The sequence below is a fragment of the Sphingomicrobium arenosum genome (genome assembly GCF_026157085.1).
Taxonomy (GTDB): Bacteria; Pseudomonadota; Alphaproteobacteria; order Sphingomonadales; family Sphingomonadaceae; genus Sphingomicrobium; species Sphingomicrobium arenosum.
In genome coordinates this window covers 1,751,155-1,771,792 of the sequence record NZ_JANPVN010000001.1, presented here as the reverse complement: position 1 = coordinate 1,771,792, position 20,638 = coordinate 1,751,155, and the positions used below count along the sequence as shown (strand labels likewise).

At 66.8% G+C, this 20,638-nt stretch carries 18 protein-coding genes; 9 read left to right on the top strand and 9 right to left on the bottom strand.

What is annotated here, in order from left to right; genetic code table 11:
* Window positions 1-135 precede the first annotated feature (135 nt).
* From phbB to NUW51_RS08935, 4 genes are read right to left on the bottom strand one after another with little or no spacing between them, the layout of a single operon-like run.
* Window positions 136-861 carry an acetoacetyl-CoA reductase gene (phbB, locus tag NUW51_RS08950; protein ID WP_265587179.1) on the bottom strand — a complete coding sequence of 242 codons (726 nt, stop codon included), beginning with the start codon at window positions 859-861 and terminating at the stop codon, window positions 136-138.
* Between the two features lie 19 nt (window positions 862-880).
* Window positions 881-1,879 carry a ferrochelatase gene (gene hemH, locus NUW51_RS08945; RefSeq protein WP_265587178.1) on the bottom strand — a complete coding sequence of 333 codons (999 nt, stop codon included), beginning with the start codon at window positions 1,877-1,879 and terminating at the stop codon, window positions 881-883.
* Window positions 1,880-1,883: 4 nt separating this feature from the next.
* Window positions 1,884-3,998, bottom strand: coding sequence for a molybdopterin cofactor-binding domain-containing protein (locus NUW51_RS08940; RefSeq protein ID WP_265587177.1), 2,115 nt, complete (start codon window positions 3,996-3,998; stop codon window positions 1,884-1,886).
* Window positions 3,999-4,022: 24 nt separating this feature from the next.
* Entirely contained in the window at window positions 4,023-5,684 is a 1,662-nt protein-coding gene (locus NUW51_RS08935; RefSeq protein ID WP_265587176.1) for a class I adenylate-forming enzyme family protein, read from the bottom strand.
* Between the two features lie 66 nt (window positions 5,685-5,750).
* On the opposite strand from NUW51_RS08935, the gene lgt reads away from it, so the two are divergent.
* From lgt to NUW51_RS08915, 4 genes are read left to right on the top strand one after another with little or no spacing between them, the layout of a single operon-like run.
* Window positions 5,751-6,692 (top strand): prolipoprotein diacylglyceryl transferase, encoded by a 942-nt coding sequence (gene lgt / locus NUW51_RS08930; protein WP_265587175.1) that lies wholly within the window; start codon window positions 5,751-5,753, stop codon window positions 6,690-6,692.
* On the top strand, window positions 6,689-7,672 hold the full coding sequence (locus tag NUW51_RS08925) for a class I SAM-dependent methyltransferase (RefSeq protein ID WP_265587174.1): 984 nt from the start codon (window positions 6,689-6,691) through the stop codon (window positions 7,670-7,672). The genes lgt and NUW51_RS08925 overlap by 4 nt, the downstream gene beginning before the upstream one ends.
* Entirely contained in the window at window positions 7,669-8,445 is a 777-nt protein-coding gene (gene pgeF / locus NUW51_RS08920; protein WP_265587173.1) for a peptidoglycan editing factor PgeF, read from the top strand. Before NUW51_RS08925 ends, pgeF begins: the two co-directional genes overlap by 4 nt.
* 33 nt (window positions 8,446-8,478) lie before the next feature.
* A complete protein-coding gene (locus NUW51_RS08915; RefSeq protein ID WP_265587172.1) occupies window positions 8,479-9,753 on the top strand; it encodes a cystathionine gamma-synthase family protein in 1,275 nt (424 codons plus the stop codon).
* Window positions 9,754-9,884: 131 nt separating this feature from the next.
* Here NUW51_RS08915 and NUW51_RS08910 read toward each other — a convergent pair whose 3' ends face one another.
* Together NUW51_RS08910 and NUW51_RS08905 are read right to left on the bottom strand one after the other, a co-directional pair.
* Window positions 9,885-10,553 (bottom strand): HAD family hydrolase, encoded by a 669-nt coding sequence (locus NUW51_RS08910; protein WP_265587171.1) that lies wholly within the window; start codon window positions 10,551-10,553, stop codon window positions 9,885-9,887.
* Window positions 10,550-11,725 (bottom strand): CDP-alcohol phosphatidyltransferase family protein, encoded by a 1,176-nt coding sequence (locus tag NUW51_RS08905; protein ID WP_265587170.1) that lies wholly within the window; start codon window positions 11,723-11,725, stop codon window positions 10,550-10,552. Before NUW51_RS08905 ends, NUW51_RS08910 begins: the two co-directional genes overlap by 4 nt.
* 95 nt (window positions 11,726-11,820) lie before the next feature.
* Here NUW51_RS08905 and NUW51_RS08900 point away from each other — a divergent pair, with 95 nt between their 5' ends.
* The 4 genes from NUW51_RS08900 to NUW51_RS08885 are packed head-to-tail and all read left to right on the top strand — an operon-like array spanning window position 11,821 to window position 15,253.
* Window positions 11,821-12,924 carry an MlaE family lipid ABC transporter permease subunit gene (locus NUW51_RS08900; RefSeq protein ID WP_265587169.1) on the top strand — a complete coding sequence of 368 codons (1,104 nt, stop codon included), beginning with the start codon at window positions 11,821-11,823 and terminating at the stop codon, window positions 12,922-12,924.
* A complete protein-coding gene (locus NUW51_RS08895) occupies window positions 12,924-13,715 on the top strand; it encodes an ABC transporter ATP-binding protein (RefSeq protein ID WP_265587168.1) in 792 nt (263 codons plus the stop codon). The genes NUW51_RS08900 and NUW51_RS08895 overlap by 1 nt, the downstream gene beginning before the upstream one ends.
* A 9-nt stretch (window positions 13,716-13,724) precedes the next feature.
* Entirely contained in the window at window positions 13,725-14,678 is a 954-nt protein-coding gene (locus NUW51_RS08890; protein WP_265587167.1) for an MlaD family protein, read from the top strand.
* Window positions 14,675-15,253, top strand: a complete 579-nt coding sequence (locus NUW51_RS08885) for an ABC-type transport auxiliary lipoprotein family protein (protein WP_265587166.1) — start codon at window positions 14,675-14,677, stop codon at window positions 15,251-15,253. The genes NUW51_RS08890 and NUW51_RS08885 overlap by 4 nt, the downstream gene beginning before the upstream one ends.
* A 107-nt stretch (window positions 15,254-15,360) precedes the next feature.
* Here the strand turns inward: NUW51_RS08885 and pepN are convergent, their stop codons facing one another.
* From pepN to NUW51_RS08870, 3 genes are read right to left on the bottom strand one after another with little or no spacing between them, the layout of a single operon-like run.
* Window positions 15,361-17,970, bottom strand: a complete 2,610-nt coding sequence (gene pepN, locus NUW51_RS08880) for an aminopeptidase N (RefSeq protein WP_265587165.1) — start codon at window positions 17,968-17,970, stop codon at window positions 15,361-15,363.
* Window positions 17,971-17,992: 22 nt separating this feature from the next.
* Window positions 17,993-18,928, bottom strand: coding sequence for a DMT family transporter (locus tag NUW51_RS08875; protein WP_265587164.1), 936 nt, complete (start codon window positions 18,926-18,928; stop codon window positions 17,993-17,995).
* Window positions 18,925-19,926 (bottom strand): threonine aldolase family protein, encoded by a 1,002-nt coding sequence (locus NUW51_RS08870; protein WP_265587163.1) that lies wholly within the window; start codon window positions 19,924-19,926, stop codon window positions 18,925-18,927. Before NUW51_RS08870 ends, NUW51_RS08875 begins: the two co-directional genes overlap by 4 nt.
* A gap of 282 nt (window positions 19,927-20,208) precedes the next feature.
* On the opposite strand from NUW51_RS08870, the gene NUW51_RS08865 reads away from it, so the two are divergent.
* A complete protein-coding gene (locus NUW51_RS08865; protein WP_265587162.1) occupies window positions 20,209-20,631 on the top strand; it encodes a thermonuclease family protein in 423 nt (140 codons plus the stop codon).
* Window positions 20,632-20,638 lie beyond the last annotated feature (7 nt).

Below are 20,638 nucleotides of genomic sequence, written 5' to 3'. Positions count from 1 at the left end.
TTTCTGCGTCTGCGGCGTGGGGGCGGCCCCACGCCGTCGGTCGGGTTCGCTGACGCGACCCGCCGTCCGAGCTGCGCGCTTGCCCGGGGGGCAACCGCCGACAGAAGGGGCGCGCCCTTCTGCGGCTGCGCTGGCTTAATACATATGCTGACCACCATTGATCGACAGCGTCGAGCCGGTGATGAAGCCGCCTTCCTCGTCGGTGAGGAAGCCGACGCCGCGGGCGATCTCCTCGGCCTTGCCGAGACGCCCCACCGGGATGCGCGCGACGATCTTCTCGAGGACATTGTCGGGCACGGCGGCGACCATGTCGGTGTCGATATAGCCCGGCGCGATGGCGTTGACGGTGACGCCGAAGCGCGCGCCTTCCTGCGCCAGCGCCTTGGTGAAGCCGTGGATGCCCGACTTGGCGGCGGCATAGTTGACCTGGCCGTACTGGCCTGCCTGGCCGTTGATCGAGCCGATGTTGACGATGCGGCCATAGCCGCGCTCGCACATGCCTTCGAACACTGCCTTGGCCATGTTGAAACAGCCGCCCAAATTGGTGTCGATGACTTCCTGCCACTGCTCGTGGCTCTGGCGTTTCATGGTGCTGTCGCGCGTGATGCCTGCATTGTTGACGAGCACGTCGACCGTGCCGAGGTCGGCCTCGATCTTCGTCACGGCGTCCTGGCAGCCGTTGAAATCGGCGACGTCGAACTTGTAGGCGGGAATGCCGGTGCGGTCGGTGAAGGCCTTGGCCTTTTCCTCATTGCCCGCATAGGTCGCGGCGACCTTCATGCCCTTGTCCCGGAGATGGACCGCGATCGCCTCGCCGATGCCGCGCGTGCCCCCGGTGACTACTGCAACTCGTTCCGTCATTGATCCATCTCCCTGTTGATCAGGCCCAGCCGCCAAGCTCCTGCCGGATGAGCGTTTCGAGCATGTCCATGCCCGCCTTACGATCATTCAGACAATCGAGACGGGCGAATTGTTCACCACCGGCGGCGAGGAAATCCTCTTTGCCGCGAATGCCGAGCTCCTCGATCGTCTCGAGGCAGTCGGCCGAAAAGCCCGGCGCGGCGATGGCGAGACGGGTGACGCCTTCGCCCGGTAGCGCCTTCAACCGGTCGTCGGTGGCGGGGGTGAGCCATTGCGCCGGGCCGAAGCGCGACTGGAAGGTCACTTCGGTCGGCAGGTCGAGCTTCTCGCCCAGCAGGCGCCCCGTCTTCTGGCACTGGCAGTGATAGGGGTCGCCCTTGTGCAGCGTGCGCTCGGGCATGCCGTGGAAACTGAGCAGCAGCTTTTGCGGCTTGAAATCGAGTGCGCCCAACTGCGCGCCGAGATCGGCGGCGAGCGCGTCGATGTGCGCGGGCGCGTCATAATAAGGCGGCAGCGTGCGGATCGCGGGCTGCCACCGGCGCGGGGCCAGCCAGTCCGACAACGCATCCATGCTGCTGGCGGTCGTCGCGGCGCAATATTGCGGATAGAGCGGGGCGAAGAGGATGCGCCGCGCGCCAGCGTCCCACAGGCGGTCGAGCGCGTCTGGGATCGAGGGATTGCCATAGCGCATTGCCCAGTCGACCAGCACGTCGTCGCCAAGCCACTTTTGGAGCGCTTCGGCCTGATGCTTGGTAATGGCGGCCAGCGGTGAGCCGTCGTCGGTCCACACCTCGCGATAGGCCGCCGCGCTTTTTTTCGGGCGGGTGTTGAGGATGATGCCGCGCAGGATCGGTTGCCACGCGATGGGCGGGATCTCGATGACGCGGCGGTCCGACAGGAATTGCTTGAGATAGCGCCTCACCGCGCCGGTCTCGGGCGCATCGGGGGTGCCGAGATTGGTCAGGAGAACGGCAGTGCGCCGCGGCGGGAAGGTCGGATGATCGGCGGGCTTGTCCATGGCTTCAGGCCCCTAAAGCAAAGGGCAGGGTGCGCAAGACCGGTCCTTGGTCCTCCCCGCCAGCGCCGAGCGCATTGGCGATGGCGGCGGGCGCGATGGCGGCGCCGAGGCTCGACACGCCGCCGGGAAGCTCGCCCGAGGGGGTCGTGAGCACCCTGATCTCGGGCAGCGCGTCGAGGGCCGGACCGATGGCGGCACCGGCAGGCTCGGGCAGCCCGTCGACGATCCGCGGGGCGGGGAACCGCAGTTGCTGGAGCGCGGCGAGCATGCCGCCCGCGACCTGCTGCTCGACGAGCGCAGGATTGACCATCGCGCCGCAATCGACTGCCGCGACGAGGCGGCTGACCTTGAAACTGGCGGGGCTGCCGCTGGCTTCGGCGACCAGCGCGATGCGGCTGCCGTCCATCCGGGCGCAGGCTACGCCCATCATGCTGCCCGCGCCGCCGCCGTCCCAACGCGCTTCGGCGGCGAGGCGGGTGAGGAGGCGCGCCATGCGCACGTCGCCGCCAAGCAATCCGATGCGGAAGGACAGGGGGTCGCGGCCCAAGGCGCGTGCGGCGCGGTCGATCATCGTCTCAGTGGCGAGCGCGTGGAACGCCTCCTCGGCCCCGCGCATCCAGCCGGTGCGCAGCGGCAGGTCGATGGTGGTGGTGGTGATCTCCTGCGCCGGCACGCCATAGGGCAGGCCAGTGGCCCCAAGGCGACTGGGCCCGCGCTTGCCGCCGAGACGGGCAAGACTGCCGCCCAGACCCGCAGGGGCGGCATAATGGGCGCGCCAGCCGAGAATGCCACCGCCCCCGAGCGCGACCTCGACCCGCGCCGCCATCGGGGGAGAGACAGCGCCGACGCGGCGTGCGGCATGGTGCGACAGGCTCGCCTGCACCGGGCGACCGAGCCTAAGCGCGAGGCGGCCTGCGACAGGAGCGGCATCATTTTCCAGGAGCGCGCCCGAGGGATCGCCGACTCCCATGGGGACGAGCTGAATGCGCGAGGGTGACAGGCCGCAGGCGTCGGCGATGGCGGCGCGAGTGGCATCGGGCGCGCGCGTGGCGGCCCAAACGTCGAGCCCGCCGTCGGTGCGCGGCCGCGCCACTGCGGCGGGCGCTTCGAGCGACTGGTGCAGCATCGGCGCGGCGCGAAACTCGCCGGCCAGCGGCGCGTCGGCGGCGGCGATGGCGTCGGATGCATCGCCGACGTCGACCCAGACTTTCCCATCTTTGGCGTCGAGCGCGGCGACCAATGCAGCCTCGATGGCGGCATCGTCGAGCCGGGCGCCGGTGACGCGCACCTTGGCGGCGGCAAGTCCTGCCTGCGCGGCCCAGCTCGTCTCGCCGATGACCGCCACGAAGCGCTCGTCCTCGATGATCTCCGTCGTGCCCTGCCGCGCGCTCGCGGCGGCGCGGTCGAGCCCGGTGACGCGCCCGCCGGGCGGCGGCACGCGTACGGCGGCATAGGCCATGTCGGGCAGGCGCACGTCAGCGGCAAAAGCGAAGGTCCCGCGCATCTTGGGCGGGGTGTCGACGCGCGCGGCATTGGTGCCGATGATCCCGCCACCGGCCCAGGAACGAAGCTCGGCCCCCCGCGCGCGGCGCGACGCGGCCCCCTCGGCCAGTTCGGCGAAGGACAGCGGCCGCTCGCCCCCGCGCACCTCGCCCTCGGCGATGAGGAGGCCGGCCGGATCGAGCCCGACGCGCTCCGCCGCTTCGGCGCGCAGCAATTCGCGCATCGACGCGGCGGCGCGGCGGATATCGAGTGTGAAGGCGCGGACCGAGGTGGCGGCGGCGGTGATGCGGATCGCGCTGCCGAACGCTTCATCGATCATCGGATTGGCAAAGCCCGATCCGGCCTGCAGCGGCTGGACCGCGATGCTGTCCATCCGCGCGCCCATTTCATCGGCGATGGCCTGCGCGAAGGCAGTCCAGATGCCCTGCCCATATTCGACTTGCGGGCTGTGCAGCGTGATACCGCCCTGCGGGTCGAGCGCGACCATGCCGCCGATCGCGGTGCCGCCCTCGGGGACGGGGACGCGCGCATCATCGCCGGGAAGCAGTTGCCAGGCAACGAGCAGCCCGACGCCAATTCCGCCGCCGATCAGGAGGGAGCGCCGGTCGAGCTGCATCACCCTGTCCCCCGCAAGACCAGCCTAGTCGCGATATTGCTTGGCAAGCGCGATGCGGTCGATCTTGCCGGTGCCCAATCGCGGCAGCGCGGTGTCGGCGATGACGATCTCCTCGGGGACCTTGAAGGCGGCGAGCCGCTCGGCGCAATGCACGCGAAGGCCCTCGGCATCGCAGCCCCCGCGCGGGCAGGACACGATGGCGAAGGGTACTTCGCCCAATCGTTCGTCCTTCTTGGCGAGCACGACGGCCTCGGCTACGGCGGGATGGGTGTGGAGCACTTCCTCGACCTCGGCCGCGGCGATATTCTCGCCGCCACGGATGATGATATTCTTCATCCGGTCGACGATGTAGAGGTAGCCGTCCTCGTCGAGGTAACCGATGTCGCCGGTGCGAAAATAGCCCTCGTCGGTATAGGCAGCCTCGGTGGCTTCCTCGTCTCGCCAATAGCCCTTGATCGTGGCGGCCGAGCGGATCGCGATCTCGCCGCTCTGGCCGGCGGGCAGCATCTTGCCGTCATCGCCATAGATGCCGATCTCGACGAAGGGCATTTGCGGTCGGCCCACGCTGGTCGGGCGATCCTTGTAATTCTGCCAGAAATTGCCGCAGCCGACCGCATTGGTTTCGGTCAGGCCATAGCCCTGGATCGAGCGGGTGCCGGGTAGGTCGTCGTCCTGCCGCTTCAAATGCGAGGCAGGCCGCGCCGCGCCGCCCGAATTGATGTCGCCGAGGCTGGAAAGGTCGTAGTCGCCCTTCTTGGGGTGCGTCATCAACTCCAAGGCCATGGTCGGCACCCCGGTGAAAACGGTGACCTTCTCCTTCTCGATCAGCTGCATCGCCAGCTCGGCGTCCCATTTGGGCATGAGCACCAGCGCGCGGTCGATGACATAGGATGTAAGCATGACCGGCACTTCGCCGGTGACGTGGAACAGCGGCACGCTGACCAGCGCGCGCATCTGCTCGGGCACGGGATTGCCCTCGCTCTCGAGGATGCCGCGCAGCACCATCAGCGAGACGACATAGGTGTAGGTGCCCTGCACCACCTGCCCGTGGGTCGACAGCGCGCCCTTGGCCTTGCCGGTCGAGCCCGAGGTGAAGAGGATGGTGGCATCGTCCTCGGGCGTGACAGTCGGCAACGCCGTGTCTTCGGGGGCCTCGAGCAAGGCAGCCAATGCGGCCGCGACCGGCTGGTCGATGTCGACGTCGAGCGTGATGTCGCCATGGCCGAGCTTCTCCGCCATGGCCGCACGCGGCGCGTCGGCGATGATCAGCTTGGGCTCGGTCAGTTCGAAGGCATGCGCCAGTTCCTCCTCGCGCCACCAGCCGTTGATCAACGTGGCCACGCCGCCCGCCTTCACCGTCGCCATATAAGCGGCGATCCAGCTGGTGCAGTTGCGCATGGCGATGGCGACGCGGTCGCCCTTGGTCACGCCGCGCGCGACGAGACCCTTGGCCATGCGGTCGCTCAGCGCGTTCATCTCGGCGTACGTCAGCCGTTCATCGCCCGAGATGACATAGGGGTGGTCGGCATAAAGCTGCGCGAACATCATGAAGAACATCGGCAGCGTGGGCGGGAAATTGGCTACCGTCGCACGCCCCTCGGCGTCCTGCCCGATCACGATGCGTCCCCCCGTCCCGCTAACCGCGGCGAGGACCGCTTCATATTTCTGATCGAGCACGCTCGGCATCCAACTCTCCTTTGCCTTTTTGGACCCATCCACTCTATGAGGCGAAAACACCTTAGGGAAGCCAGTATGACCGCGATTTCGCCCGCTCCGCCGATCAGCGACACGATCGACGCCGACCAGTACACCGCCTTTCCCGACCTCGGGCTGTCGGACACCGCGCTGAACTTCGGCTTCTACGAACTCAAATGGTATAGCCTGGCCTATATCGTCGGGATTTTCGCGGGCTATTGGTATGTCCGCAAGCTGGCTCGACAGCCAGGCTCGCCGATGGCCGAGCGCCATGTCGACGATCTGGTCTTCTGGTCCGCGCTCGGCGTCATTCTCGGCGGGCGCCTCGGCTATGTCCTCTTCTACAACCTGCCGCTCTATCTCAGCCAGGGCACGACCATGTTCGGGATCGAACTGCCCGCGCCCTTCGGCATCCTCAACCTGCGCGACGGGGGGATGAGTTTTCATGGCGGGGTGATCGGGGTCAGCCTCGCGATCATGCTCTACAGCTGGAAGCACAAGCTGCAGTGGCTGCGCGTGCATGATTATGTCGCCTGCTGCGTGCCGATCGGGCTGGGGCTTGGGCGGCTCGCCAATTTCGTCAACGGCGAATTGTGGGGCGGGGTGACTGACGTGCCTTGGGCGATCCGTTTCGTCGAAGTGGTCAACGGCGTCGCCATCCTCGGCCCGCCGCGCCACCCGAGCCAACTCTACGAAGCGCTGCTCGAGGGGCTGGTTCTGTTCGCCATTCTCGCGGTAATGTTCTGGAAGACCAAGGCGCGCTATTATCCGGGCATGCTCGTCGGTGCCTTCATCTTCTTTTACGGCATCTTCCGCTTCGGCATCGAATATGTCCGCGAGGCCGACCGGCATCTGTCGGACTTCGCCTTGGCGACCGGACTGCAGATGGGCCAGTGGCTGAGCGTGCCGATGATCCTCGGCGGGGTCTATCTCATGGCGACCGCCAAGGGCCGCCGCCAGCGGGTCGAGCCGATCGCCGGGTCGACGAGCGTGGCGTGAGCTTTGCCGCCGACCTGAAGGCGCGCATTGCCGCAGAGGGCGGGATGAGCGTCGCCGACTATATCGAGGCGTCCAACGCGCATTATTATGCCAGCCGCGATCCCTTGGGCAAAGGCGGCGACTTTACCACGGCGCCCGAAATCTCGCAGATGTTCGGCGAGATGGTAGGGGCCTGCCTCGCCGATGTGTTCCTGCGCGCGGGCGGCAATGGCGACGCGATCTATGCCGAATTGGGGCCGGGGCGCGGCACGCTGGCAACCGACGCGCTGCGGCTGCTGCGCGGCGTCGGGCTGAAAGGTCCCCCGCATTTCGTCGAGACCAGCGCCGCGCTTCGCGCCGAGCAGGAAAAACGCCATCCGACCGCGCGCTGGCACGACCGGATCGACCAACTGCCGCCGCGCCCGACCCTGTGCGTTACCAATGAATTCTTCGACGCCCTGCCGGTCCGCCAATGGGTCGGCGAGAAAGAACGCCGCGTCGTGTTGAACGAGGCGGGCGCGCTGGCCTTCGCTCCCGAGGGAGAGGTCACGCGCGAGGACAGTCCCGCCATTACCCAAGCTGCCGGGGCGCTCGGTGATCATCTCGCCCGCCACGGCGGAGTCGCGCTCGTCATCGACTATGGCTATGCCGGCGGCGAGCAGCGCGACACGTTGCAGGCGGTCAAGCGCCATGAAAAGGTCGACCCCTTGAGCGCGCCGGGCGAGGCCGACCTCACCACCCATGTCGATTTCGTTGCGCTCGCGGCAGCCGCACAGGCGGCTGGCGCGCGCACCAGCCGGGTCTTCAGCCAGGGGACCTTTCTCGAGACCTTGGGGCTGGGGCCGCGCGCCATGACGCTGGCGGGGCAGAACCCCGAGCGCGCCGAGGAAATCGCGGGCCAACGCCGCCGCCTCTCGGGCGAAGAGGAGATGGGCACGCTGTTCAAGGTCATGGCGATCCACCATCGCGGCTGGCCGGTGCCCGCGGGGCTGGGCCAGTGAGCAGCCTCGATATCGTCACCGCTCCGCCGCTAGCGGGCGTGCCGCACGGCTTTTTCGGGCGTGGCGGCGGCGTGTCGCAGCCGCCGGTCGAGGGGCTCAACTGCGGCTTTGGCACCGATGACGATCCGCAGGCGGTGACGACCAACCGCCGCCGCGCCGCTGACGCGCTGATCGAGGGCGCCGCCATCGCCGCGCCCTATCAGGTGCATTCGCCCGACGTCGCCGTGGCCACCGAGGCGTGGCCGCAGGGCGAGCGTCCGCGCTGCGATGCGGTGGTGACGCGCACGCCGGGCTTGCTGCTGGGCATCGTCACCGCCGACTGCGCGCCGGTGCTTTTCTCCGACACCGACGCCGGGGTCGTAGGCGCCGCCCACGCCGGCTGGCGCGGGGCGATCGGCGGGGTCACAGACAAGACCATCGGCGCGATGATCCGGCTCGGCGCCGAGCCGCGCCGGATCCGCGCCGCTGTCGGTCCTTGTATCGCGCAGAAGAATTACGAGGTGGGCGAGGACTTCATGGCGCCCTTCCTTGAGGAAGACCCCGCCAACGCCCGTTTCTTTCGCGAAGGCGCGAGCGGCAAGCCGCATTTCGACCTCGAATCCTATGTCGCCGCGCGGCTCGCAGGGGCGGGGGTAGGGACCGTCTGGCTGGCGGGCGAGGACACTTATGCGCAGCCGGATCGCTTCTACAGCTTCCGTCGCGCCACCCACGAAGGCGCGCCCACTTATGGTCGCCAGATCAGCCTGATTGGCATCGCGCCCGAGGCCCGCTAGACAGCCGCCAAGATTTCTTCAGGAGAGACCCCAGTGAAAGACCGCAAGATCGGGAACCACCCGCTCGACCCCGCCACGCTCATGATGGGCTATGGCTTCGATCCCAAATTATCGGAACAGAGCCTCAAGGCCCCGATCTTCCACACTTCGACCTACGTCTTCAACAAGGCCGCGGACGGCAAGCATTTCTTCGAGGGTATCACCGGCAAGCGTCCGGGCGGCGGGATGGACGGGCTCGTCTATGCGCGCTTCAACAATCCCAACCAGGAAATCCTCGAGGATCGCCTCGCTTTGTGGGAAGATGCCGACGACGCGCTTGTCTTCTCCTCGGGCATGACCGCCATCGCGCTGCTGATGTTCTCCTTCGCGCGCCCCAATGACGTGATCGTCATGTCGGGTCCGCTCTATGCGGCAACCGAAAGCGTGATCATGAAGATCATGGCGCAGTTCGGGGTCCAGCATATCGACTTCGAAGCCTCGGCCACGCGCGAGGAAATCGACGCCACGCTCGAGAAAGCCAAGGCGATGGCGGCCGACAAGGGCGGCAAGGTCGCGATGGTCTATCTCGAAAGCCCGGCCAACCCGACCAATGCGCTGGTCGACGTGCAGGCGGTTCGCGCCGCAGTCGATGCGGCCTTCGGCGCCGACGACAAGCCCCCGGTGGCGATCGACAACACCTTCTTGGGGCCCCTCTGGTCCAAGCCGCAGGCGCATGGCGCCGACCTCAGCGTCTACAGCCTCACCAAATATGTCGGCGGCCATTCGGACCTCGTCGCGGGCGGCATCACCGGCAAGCAGGCGCTGATCAACCAGATCCGCCCGATGCGCAACACGCTGGGCGGCATCTGCGATGCCAACACCGCCTGGATGCTGATGCGCAGCCTCGAGACCTTGGAACTGCGCATGAGCCGCGCGGGCGAGAATGCCGCCAAGGTGTGCGCCTTCCTTCGCGACCACCCCAAGGTCGAGCGCGTCGGCTATCTCGGCTTTCTGCCAGAGGGCAGCCGCCAGCGCGACATTTACGACCGCCACGAACTTGGCGCGGGCTCGACCTTCTCGCTCTACCTGAAGGGCGGCGAGAAGGAGGCATTCGCCTTCCTCGATGGCTTGAAGATCGCCAAGCTCGCGGTCAGCCTCGGCGGCACCGAGACGCTCGCCTCCGCGCCCGCCGCGATGACGCATCTGTCGGTGCCCGAGGAGCGGCGCAAGCAGCTCCACATCACCGACAATCTCGTGCGCATCTCGATCGGCATCGAGAAGGCCGAGGATCTCATCGCCGACTTCGAAAATGCGTTGAGCCAGGTCTGATCCCCGAGCACAGGGCGAGCGACGCGCCAGCGTCGTCCGCCCTGTGTCGAAGAGAGGATCAGCCGCGGACGGCCTGCGCGCTTCGGCGCGACAGGACCGACGGGGTCGGGCCGCCCCGACCCCACTTTGCGCTACCCCCAATCCTCCACCAAATAGCCCCGCACCGCGGCGATGCGCATCAGCTCCTCGTCGGGGTTAACCGCGACCGCCTCGTCCGACCATTCGAAGGCGAAGGCGTCGCTATTGTGGTCGGAATAGAAGCGCACATGCGCGCGGGTGAGGCCCGCCTCTTCGAGCCACTGCTCGATCATCGTCAGCTTGGCCGCGCCATAGCAGTTGTAGCCGTCGATCTTGGCGTGGATCATGTCGTCGACCCCGCCCGTCGTGCCGGTGCCGATGACATGGTCGAAGCCCAGCGCCTCGCCGATCGCGGCGGCATAGAAGCGATAGCTAGCGGTCGCCATCACGACCTTGCGCCCCTCCGCTTTGTCGCGCTCGATCGCTTTCACCGCTCCGGGGCGCAAATTATTCGCCAGCGTCTTCTTCGCAAAGCTCTCGACCGCTGCCGCGAGGTCGCGCTCCTTCACCGCCGCGCCGATGAGGAGGCGGTGGTTGATTTCCTTCAGCCGCGCGCGGTCGATCGCCTTCACGCCATAAGCCAGCAGCGACAAGGCGACGAGCGGCAGCAGCGCGAGCCGCCACGGTGCCCGCTCCATCGCGCAGTGCAGGAGAAACGGCGTGTAGGTCGGACGGCGCGTGACCGTCTTGTCCATATCGTAGATCGCAAGGTCGGTGGTCATGCGCCCTCATCGCTTTCGTCTGGAATGGGAAGGAGCCAGCTGGTGACTTTTTCGCGGCGGAACAGCGCGCTTCGCGCGGCGGCAAGACGGGCGCCGAGGATCATCGCGGTGACGAGGCTCCAGAAGGCGACCCACTGGATGCCCCATTCGGGCTTCAACAAAAGGGCCGACAGCGCCAGCAGCGCGATGTTGATGTTGCGCCGCGCGGCCACGGCGTGGAAACGGCTGTCGAAGGGCTTCCACAAATGCATGGCGAAGTGGAAACGACGCTCGAACAAGATCTCGCTGCCCCGGATCGCGACATAGGCGGCGACGATGGTGGCGAGGAGGAGCAGCGCATAAACCGGCTCCAATGCCTTGTCGCCCTGCTCGAGGCCGCTCATCCAGCCGATATACCATAAGGGCGGATGGGCGATGTCGATCGCATGATCGAGGCGACGGCCCCAGCGATTGGACGTGCCGGTGATCTTGGCGAGCTTGCCGTCGATCGTGTCGGCAAGCGCGAAGAGGATGGCGGCGAGGAGCCCGAGGCCGAAGCTGCCGATCCAGAAAAATGCGAACGCCGCCAGCGCGAACAGCGCGGCAAGGAAGGTGACGCGATTGGCGGTCAGGCCGGCACGTGCGGCGGCGCGGGTCAGCTGGAAACCGATCGGGCGCATGACCGTCAGGCTGATGAGATCGGACACGCGCGGGGTCGCGGCGCCATAGAGCGCGCGCTCGATGGCCTCGCAATCGGCCTCCTCTCCCAATGGCGCGATGAAGGGACGGTGACGCTGGTCGATGGCGGCAAGGTCGACATCCTCGGCCTGGATCAGCGTCATGACCGACGCCTTGCCACCCTCGCCGCCGATCAGCCGCTGCGCCTCGATCCGCTCGCCGGGTCGGCTGGCATGGGCGAGCACGGCGGTGCCGCGATAGCACAGCACATGACCGGGACGGCGGCGCAGATAGTCGATCCAGCCGGGACTGACCGCATGGCCGCCATGCTGGATCATCACCGGGCGGGCCCCATCCTCGCGCAGCGCATCCTCGCCCGCCGCCTCGAGCCCCATCATCGCGGCAACGCGATAGGCGCGCATGCGCGGCTTGAGGCCGAACGGGCTGATCGCGCCGTCGCCGAGCGGCACGAAGAGCATCGGCCGCTCGGTGCCATGGGGAAAATGCCCGCTCATCCGCCCTTGCTAGACGGGGCCGTGCACCAACGCCAAGCCTTTTGGCGCGCTTGTCGCTTGCGGGGGCGCGCGCTTTGCCCCATTTGTGGGCATCTATGGGGGATCCCGCCACCACCGATGCCCGCGAAGGCGCGAACCGGCTTGCGCCCAGCGGCGCGCTGACCATCTCGCGCGTCGGCAGCTTCGAGCGCGATATCGCCGCCGCGCCCGACCCGCTCGTCATCGACCTTGCCCAGGTCGAGACGATGGACACGGTCGGCGCCTGGCTTCTTTACCGCACGAAGAAGCATCGCGGCGCGCAGCTCGCAAACGCCAGCCCGCGCGCGCAGGCGCTGCTCGACCAGGTCGCCGCAGCCGACCAGGAAGGCGCGCAGGTCCGCCCCGATCGCGGCCCCCGCCCGCTCGCCTTCCTCGAGGATCTCGGCGCCTGGGCACATGATTTCTGGAAGACGATGCTCGGCATGTTGGGCTTCTTCGGCGCGACGCTGCTCGGCTTTGCCAGCCTCATCCGCCACCCCCGGCGCTTCCGCCTCAACGCCGTCGTCCAGCGCTTCGACCTCGTCGGCGTGCGCGCGCTCGGCATCATCGGGTTGATGAGCTTCCTCATCGGCATCGTGGTCGGCCAGCAGGGCGCGGTGCAGCTGTCGCAATTCGGCGCCGAAGTGTTCACCATCAACCTCATCGGGCGCATCACCGTGCGCGAGCTGGGCACGCTGATGACCGCGATCATGGTCGCGGGCCGTTCGGGTTCGGCCTTCGCGGCCCAATTGGGCACCATGAAGATCACCGAGGAAATCGATGCCATGCGCACCATCGGCGTGTCGCCGGTGGAGGCGCTTGTCATCCCGCGCATCCTCGCCGCCGTCATCATGATGCCGCTGCTCGCCTTCTTCGCGATGGTGATGAGCCTCATCGGCGGCGGCCTGTTCTGTTGGCTGGTGCTCGAGATCCCGCCGCTGACCTTCGTCCAGCGCCTGCAGGAAGTCGTGCCGATTACCGACCTGTGGGTCGGTCTCATCAAGGCCCCCGTCTTCGGCTTTCTCATCGCGCTCGCGGGCTGTTTCCAGGGCATGCAGGTCAAGGGCAATAGCGAGGAAGTGGGGCTGCGCACCACTGCGGCGGTGGTGCAGTCGATCTTCCTCGTCATCGTCCTCGACGCGGTCTTCGCGGTCTTCTTTTCGCAGATCGGGTGGATCTGATGACCAACACGCCTCCCGGATGCGACCCGATCATCGAGGTGCGCGGCCTCAAGAACCAGTTCGGCGACCAGGTCGTCCATGAACATCTCGACCTCACCGTGTGCCGCGGCGAGATCATCGGGGTCGTCGGCGGCTCGGGCGCGGGCAAGAGCGTGCTGATGCGCTCGATCATCGGGCTGCAGCAACCGGCCGCCGGTTCGGTGCGCGTGCTCGGCGAGGAAATGATCGGCCGCGACGAGGACGAGGCCAAGAACATTCGCCGCCGCTGGGGCATCCTGTTCCAGAATGGCGCGCTCTTCTCGACCCTGACCGTGGCCGAGAACGTCCAGGTGCCGCTGCGCGAATATTTTCCCTTCATCCGCCCGCCGCTGCTCGACGAGATCGCGGCCTACAAGATCGCCATGAGCGGGCTCGGTCCCGAGGCGGGGCCCAAATATCCGAGCGAACTGTCGGGCGGCATGCGAAAGCGCGCCGCGCTCGCCCGCGCGCTGGCCTTGGATCCCGAACTTCTGTTCCTCGACGAGCCCACCGCCGGGCTCGACCCGATCGGCGCGGCCAAGTTCGACGAGCTCATCCTGTCATTGGCCAAGCAGCTCGACCTGACCGTGTTCCTGATCACGCACGACCTCGACACGCTCTATCATATCTGCGACCGGGTAGCGGTGATCGCCGACAAGAAGGTCATTGCGGTGGGGACGATCCCGGAACTCACCGCGCTGGACCACCCTTGGATTCACGAGTATTTCAACGGGCCACGCGGCCGGGCCGCAGCGCCCAGAGAGAAAGCCTAAGAGGGGGACATGGAAACCAGATCGAACCATATCCTCGTCGGCGCGGTGGTGCTTGCACTGCTCGCGGGCCTGCTCGTCTTCACGGTGTGGATCGCGGGGCTCTCGGGCTCGGCGAAGAAATGCTACGACATCTACTTCCCGGGCGGGGTCGGCGGCCTCAATCGCGGCTCCAACGTCTCCTTTTCGGGTGTGCCGGTGGGCGAGGTCCAGGGCATCAGCCTGTTGCCGCAGCGCCCCGAATTCGTCTGGGTGCGGATCAGCGTCGATGCCGACACGCCGGTGCTTCAGGGCACCGAGGCGACCATCTCGGGCGTCGGCTTCACCGGCGTCTCCGAAATTCAGCTGACGGGCGCGCAGACGGGTGCCCAGCCGGTCACCGACGTGGGGCCGCAAGGCTGCCCCGTCATTCGTTCCTCGGCGAGCGTGCTCGACAGCGTGCTCAACTCGGCGCCCGAACTCATCGACCGCATCCAGCGACTGACCGAGCGCATGGCCGAGCTGCTCTCGGACGAGAACCAGAATTCGATCTCCGATATCCTCGAGAATATCGAGAAGTCGACCGATACGCTGGCCGCCCGCGCGCCCGACCTTGCCGATGCCATCGCGCAAGCGAGCGTGGCGGCCGAGCGCGCCGGGATCGCGGCGGAACGCTGGGGCGCGGTGGCCGACACGACCGATGCGATCCTCAAGAACAATGCGGGGCCGGCGATGGCCGAATTGCAGGAGGCCATCGGTTCGATGAAGACCGCGACCGAGACGCTCGATGCCGCGGTGCAGGACGCGCGCCCGGGGCTGCAGCAATTCTCCAATTCGACCGTGCCCGAGGCCGACCGCCTCGTGCGCGACCTCCGCACCCTCACCCAGAGCCTCGAGCGCTTCTCGACGCGCCTCGACAGCGACGGCATCGGCGGTGCGCTGGGGCCCAAGAAACTGCCCGATTACGACCCCGGAGAGAGCCGATGACCCGCGCCTTCACCATCGCCGCCGCGACGCTGGCGCTTTGTGCCTGCGGGCTGCCCAAGCTGGGCGGGGAAGAACCGCCGCCCTATCTGACCACGCTCGCCTCGGACGTGCCCGAGCCGACCGGCACGATTGCGCGCGACCGCGCGGTCACCTTTGCCGTGCCGCTCACCCCCGAGGCGCTCGCCACCACCCGCGTCGCCGCTTTTCGCGGCGGCACGGCGGTCGCCTATATTCCCGACCTGTTGCTGGTCGACAGCCCCGACAACCTCTTCCAGCAGCTCGTCTCGGAGACCGTCTATCGCTCGACCGACCTGCTCGTGGTCGACCCGCGCCAGCAGGATCAGGTCCCCGCGCTGAAGGTCACGGGCACGCTGCATCGCTTTGGCTTCGATGCCGACACCAGCGAGGTGGTGGTCGCCTACGAGGCGCTGTGGACCGACGGCGACCGCGTCGCCAGCCGCCGCTTCGAAGCGCGCGAGGATGCGATGGGATATGCCGACGACGTCGCTCCCGCGCTCAATCGCGCCGCCAACCGCGTCGCCGCCGACGTGGCGGGCTGGATCACGGGCAACTAGTCGTCATCCCAGCGAAGGCTGGGATCTATGCCGCCCCGAACATTCTCCAAGACATGGGCCCCAGCCTTCGCTGGGGCGACGGTGGTTTTTGCCAGGCTGTTGACGTCCTAACCCAGCGACTTCGACACCTGTTCGAACACGTCCTTCGACAACCCCTCGGCGTCGGCGACGCGGCGTAGCGCGGCGCGCATCTGTTCGGCGCGTTTGGGCTCGAAGCGCTTCCAGCGCCCGAGCGGGGGAACCAGCCGCGCCGCGACCTGCGGGTTGAGCTTGTCGGCCTCGATGATCATGTCCGCGAGCATAGCATAGCCTCGCCCCGAGGCGTGATGGAAAACCCACTGGTTGGCGGTGAAATTGCCCATCAGCGAGCGCAGGCGATTGGGATTCTTCAGCGTGAAATCGGGGTGCGCCTTCAGCGCCTCCACTTCGTCGAGCGTCGTCTCGCGCTCGGCCCGCGCCTGAATGCCGAACCATTTGTCAAGGACGAGATTATTGTCCTTGTAGCGCGCGTAGAAATCGTCGAGCGCCGCCCCGCGTTCGGGGGCGTCCAGATTGGCGAGCACCGCGAGGGCGGCCTGCCGTTCGGTCATGCCGGTGGCGCTGTCATATTGCGCCTTGGCGGCTTCGGCGCCCTTTCGTGCGTCGCCCGAGGCGAGATAGCCCAAAGCGATATTGCGCAGCGCGCGGCGGCCCTTGGCCTCGACCGAGAGATCATCGCCCGCCGGACGGTCGCCTGCGATGATGTTCTCGAGCTGGGCCCCGAGCGCCTTGCCGATCGCATTTGCGAGCCCGCGGCGCACCTCGTGCACCTTGTCCGGATCGATCAGCTCGAGCCGTTCGCCGATCATGCTTTCGGACGGCAACATGATCGCCTCGGCCTTGAAGGCGGTGTCGAGCGCCTCGTCGCCCAGCGTCGCCTCGATGGCGGCGATGACCGGCGTGGGGTCGAGCGCGGCATCCTGTTCGATCGCGGGAAGCATCGCACGAAGGGCGAGCTCCTGCAGCGCTTCGTAGCGGGCGAAGGCATTGCCGTCGACGCGGGCGAGCGCTGCCAGCTCGTCATCGGTACGATCCGACTTGAGCACGATCGGCGCCGAGAAATCGCGGTTGATCGACAGGATCGGGCAGGCATCGCCGATGGCGTCATAGTCCACCGTCTGTTCGGCCTCGGTCAGCATGAGCAGCTGTTCGCCGCCGCCGACCTCGGCCCCATTCTGCGGGTCGAGCAGCGCGAATTTGATCGGAATGGCCATCGGCTGCTTGTCGCTCTGGCCCGGCGTGTCGGGAATGTCCTGCTGGAGCTTCAACGTGCAGCGCCCGGCGGCCTTGTCATGGCTGAGATGCGCGCTGACCCGCGGCGTGCCGGCCTGGCTGTACCACAAGCGGAACTGGCTGAGGTCGACGCCGCTGGCGTCTTCCATCGCCTTCACGAAATCTTCGCAGGTCGCGGCCTCGCCGTCATGGCGCTCGAAATAAAGGTCGGAGCCGGCGCGGAATTTGTCGGGCCCGAGGATGGTGCGCATCATCCGGATTACCTCCGCGCCCTTGTTGTAGACGGTCGCGGTGTAAAAGTTGGTGATCTCGATATAGCTTTCGGGGCGCACCGGATGGGCGAGCGGGCCATTGTCCTCGGGGAACTGGATGGCGCGCAAGAGGCGCACGTCCTCGATGCGCTTCACGGCCTCCGAGTTCATGTCTTGCGAAAAGCACTGATCGCGGAAGACGGTGAAGCCTTCCTTTAGCGACAGTTGGAACCAGTCGCGGCAGGTGACGCGATTGCCCGACCAATTGTGGAAATATTCGTGTGCAACGACGCCCGCGATGGCATCGAAATCCGCGTCGGTCGCGGTCTCGGCATCGGCGAGGATGTAGCGCGAGTTGAAGATATTGAGACCCTTATTCTCCATCGCGCCGAAGTTGAAATCGTCGACGGCGACGATGTTGAACAGGTCGAGGTCATATTCGCGGCCATAGACCTCCTCGTCCCACTTCATCGAATCCTTCAATGCCTTCATGGCGTGCTGCGTGAGCGGCAAATCCTTCTCGCGCACCCAGATGTTCAATTCGACCTTGCGCCCGCCCATCGTCGTGAAGCTGTCCGAATTGGCCGACAGGTCGCCCGCCACCATCGCGAACAGATAGCTCGGCTTGGGATGCGGATCCTCCCACCGTGCCCAGTGCCGCCCGTCCTCGCCTTGGCCCTCTGCAACCTTGTTGCCGTTGGCGAGCAGGATGGGGAAGGCCTTTGCATCGGCATGCATGGTGACCGAATAGGTCGACAGCACGTCGGGGCGGTCGGGGTGGAAGGTGATGCGGCGAAAACCCTCGCTCTCGCACTGCGTGCACAGGAGGCCGCCCGAGGCGTAGAGGCCCATCAGCTGCGTATTGGCGCTGGGGTCGAATTCGACCGTGGTGACGACCTCATGCTTGTCGCCGGACAATTCGACGACCAGATCGTCGCCATCGAGTGTCCAGCGAGCATCCTGCCCGTCGACCTGCACGGTGAGCGGTTTCAACCCATCGCCCGCGAGCCGGAGCGGTCCGCCGCTGTTATTCTCGACATCGAGCGTGGCGCGCACGCGTGCCTTCGTCGGCTCAAGGTCCATGTCGAGATCGACATGACGAACCCACCATGCCGGCGGCTGATAATCCTTGCGATAGATCGCGGCATGCTCGGGCGCAGGTGGCGCCTCGGGGTTCATGCGTGCATCGGCCATGGTGGAAACTCCGTTTCTAATCTTACCCCGCGTCGGGGTTAGTCACTTTCATCGGGCGCTGGCGCGACCAAAGCGCGAGGACGAGGCCCAAAAGCGCCACCCCCGCGCCGGCAAGGCTCAGGCTTGTCCAGCGGAAACCCTCGAACAGGGTCGAGAGTGCCATGGCGACGATCGGCACCATGGCGGAGGAATAGGCCGCCTTGCCCGGCCCGATCCGCCGCACGACGGGATAATAGAGCGAAAAGCAGACGACGCTGGCGGCCAGCGCGAGCCACAGGAGCCCGGCGAGGTAGCCCCAGCGCCATTCCACCGTCGGCGCGCCGTGCAGGGCGTAGGCGATGATCCCGTCGGCCACCGCGCCGATCGCCATCGCCCAGGCGAGCAGCGAAAAGAGGGGGAAGCGTTTCACTTCCTCGCGCGCCTGGTAGACGTTGCTGACCGCCGCAGCGAGCAGCGCGAAAACGGTCCAGCCGACCCCGATCATCAACGCCGTGAGCGTGAGGTCGGGGCGCTCGCGCAGTTCGTGGAGGAAGAGGAGGCCGATCCCCCCCACCGCGACCAGCGTGGCGAGGAGGAAGCGCGCATTGGGGCGCTGGCCGAGCCACCACCAGCCTAGCAGGGCGTTGGGCAGCATGAGGAGCGCAAAGACGGTCGCCACCAGCCCCGAGGTGATGTGATGCTCTGCGGCATAGACGCCGTTGAAGTTGAAGCAGAACTGGCTCAGCCCGACGATCGCGGCGGCGCCGAGGAAGCCCGGCGTGGGTTTCAGGCTCTCGCCCTTCCACTTCGCCACCAGCGCCATGCCGGCGGCCGCGATGACGAAGCGATAGGTCACCGACCAGGGCGCGGGCACCACGCCCAACTGGTCCTTGATGACGATCCAGGTCGATCCCCAGATCAGCGTGAAGATGGTGAAGGGCAGCGCGACCTGCCTGAGGCCATCGGTGGGCAGGCTCATAGGGCCGCGATCGCCTCGGCGAAGGTCTTCACCGCGTCCATGTCCTGGTCCCAGCTGGTGACGAAGCGCACCTCGCCCGCCGCCCAGTCGTAGAAGTCGAAGCCCTGGCCTCGCAGGCTGGCGGCCTCCTCGGGCGTCATCTTCACGAACAGCTCATTGGCCTCGACCGGATAGACGAGGCGATCCCCGCAGGCCGCGGCGAGGATCTGCGCCGCCTTGTTGGCATTGCGGGCATTGGCGACCCAGATTTCATCCTCGAGCATCGCGAGGATCTGCGCGGCGGAAAAGCGGCCCTTGCTGTGCAAATGCCCCGACCGCTTCTTCATCACCTTGATGTCATCGGCAAGGTCGGGGTCGAACAGGATCAGCGCCTCGGCGCTCATCCCGCCATTCTTGATGAAGCCGAAGGACAGCGCATCGACCCCCGCCTTCCACGTCAGCTCGGCGGGCGAGCAGCCGGTCGAGACGACCGCATTGGCAAAGCGCGCCCCATCGACATGAAAGCGGAGGCCATGCTCCCTGGCTTTGGCGCCCAGCGCCGCCATTTCGGCGCGGCCGTAGGCGAGACCATATTCGGTGGCGTTGGTGACCGACAGGCAGGCGGGCTGGACCTGATGGACGTCCTTACGAATGCTTGCAAGCGCCCTGTCGATCGCCTCGGGCGCAATCTTGGCACCGGGACCGTCGAGCAGATGCAGCTTCGCGCCATGCGTGAAGAAACCCGGTGCGCCTGCCTCGTCCTGTTCGATGTGCGCCATGCGGTGCGTCAGGATCGAGCCCCAGGGCGGGCACAGCGCGGCAAGCGCGAGGCAATTGGCGGCGGTGCCGGTCGACACCCAGATGGCGGCGACGTCGGTCTCGAAAACCTCCGAGAAGGCCGCGTCCATCCTCTGCGACCATTGATCGCCATCATAGGCCGTGTCCTGCCGGTTGGCGGCGACCAAGGCCTCCATCACGGCAGGGCAGGCGGGGGCGGCATTGTCGGAGAAAAAGCGCATGCGCATCGCATGACTCGGCCTGCCGGGCACGTCAATCGAGCTTGCCCGCAAGTGAGGCAAAAAAATGGGGCCGGATCGCTTGGCGACCCAGCCCCGAGATCATAGGGAACATCATGAAGAAAGCCGTCGCTTTCAATTCCTTGTTCTACCGCAAGATGGTTAACGATTCCTGTATCCATGGCCCGCATCGTCAAATTTCGTCAGCCAAAAAGACCCGTTCGTCGGGGGCGGCGCCGTCGCACGGGAATTTGGCGGCTGTTGCTTCTCTCAGGGGCCTTCGCGGTGGCGGCATGGCTGAGTCACGACCCGGTCCGGGTGATCGAGGATCATCGCGACCGGCCCGTCATGGCGGGACGCTTTCCGCTATGCGTGGAATCGGGCGCGGATACGGCCTGCATCTCGGATGGGGACAGCATTCGGCTGGCTGGCGGCGCCCCGCTCAGGGTCATCGGCTATGACACGCCGGAAATCGGGCAGCCCCAGTGCGAGCGCGAGCGCGAGCTTGCGGTGCAGGCGCGCGCCGAACTCCAGCGCTGGGTCAACAGTGGCCCCTTCGACATCGTCTACCAGGCCGACCAGCGCGATCGCTACGGACGGCGGTTGGCGCGGCTGGAACGCGGCGGCGAGGATGTCGGCGAGGTCTTGATCGCCAAGGGCTTGGCGCGGCCCTATGACGGCGGCACGCGCGAGAATTGGTGCGCGTAAGCGCGGC

What these genes read in the sequence shown, in the direction of transcription:
- phbB (WP_265587179.1), bottom strand. Translation starts at nt 861, where the DNA reads ATGACGGAACGAGTTGCAGTAGTCACCGGGGGCACGCGCGGCATCGGC.
- hemH (WP_265587178.1), bottom strand. Translation starts at nt 1,879, where the DNA reads ATGGACAAGCCCGCCGATCATCCGACCTTCCCGCCGCGGCGCACTGCC.
- NUW51_RS08940 (WP_265587177.1), bottom strand. Translation starts at nt 3,998, where the DNA reads ATGCAGCTCGACCGGCGCTCCCTCCTGATCGGCGGCGGAATTGGCGTC.
- NUW51_RS08935 (WP_265587176.1), bottom strand. Translation starts at nt 5,684, where the DNA reads ATGCCGAGCGTGCTCGATCAGAAATATGAAGCGGTCCTCGCCGCGGTT.
- lgt (WP_265587175.1), top strand. Translation starts at nt 5,751, where the DNA reads ATGACCGCGATTTCGCCCGCTCCGCCGATCAGCGACACGATCGACGCC.
- NUW51_RS08910 (WP_265587171.1), bottom strand. Translation starts at nt 10,553, where the DNA reads ATGACCACCGACCTTGCGATCTACGATATGGACAAGACGGTCACGCGC.
- NUW51_RS08905 (WP_265587170.1), bottom strand. Translation starts at nt 11,725, where the DNA reads ATGAGCGGGCATTTTCCCCATGGCACCGAGCGGCCGATGCTCTTCGTG.
- NUW51_RS08900 (WP_265587169.1), top strand. Translation starts at nt 11,821, where the DNA reads ATGGGGGATCCCGCCACCACCGATGCCCGCGAAGGCGCGAACCGGCTT.
- NUW51_RS08895 (WP_265587168.1), top strand. Translation starts at nt 12,924, where the DNA reads ATGACCAACACGCCTCCCGGATGCGACCCGATCATCGAGGTGCGCGGC.
- NUW51_RS08890 (WP_265587167.1), top strand. Translation starts at nt 13,725, where the DNA reads ATGGAAACCAGATCGAACCATATCCTCGTCGGCGCGGTGGTGCTTGCA.
- NUW51_RS08885 (WP_265587166.1), top strand. Translation starts at nt 14,675, where the DNA reads ATGACCCGCGCCTTCACCATCGCCGCCGCGACGCTGGCGCTTTGTGCC.
- pepN (WP_265587165.1), bottom strand. Translation starts at nt 17,970, where the DNA reads ATGGCCGATGCACGCATGAACCCCGAGGCGCCACCTGCGCCCGAGCAT.
- NUW51_RS08875 (WP_265587164.1), bottom strand. Translation starts at nt 18,928, where the DNA reads ATGAGCCTGCCCACCGATGGCCTCAGGCAGGTCGCGCTGCCCTTCACC.
- NUW51_RS08870 (WP_265587163.1), bottom strand. Translation starts at nt 19,926, where the DNA reads ATGCGCTTTTTCTCCGACAATGCCGCCCCCGCCTGCCCTGCCGTGATG.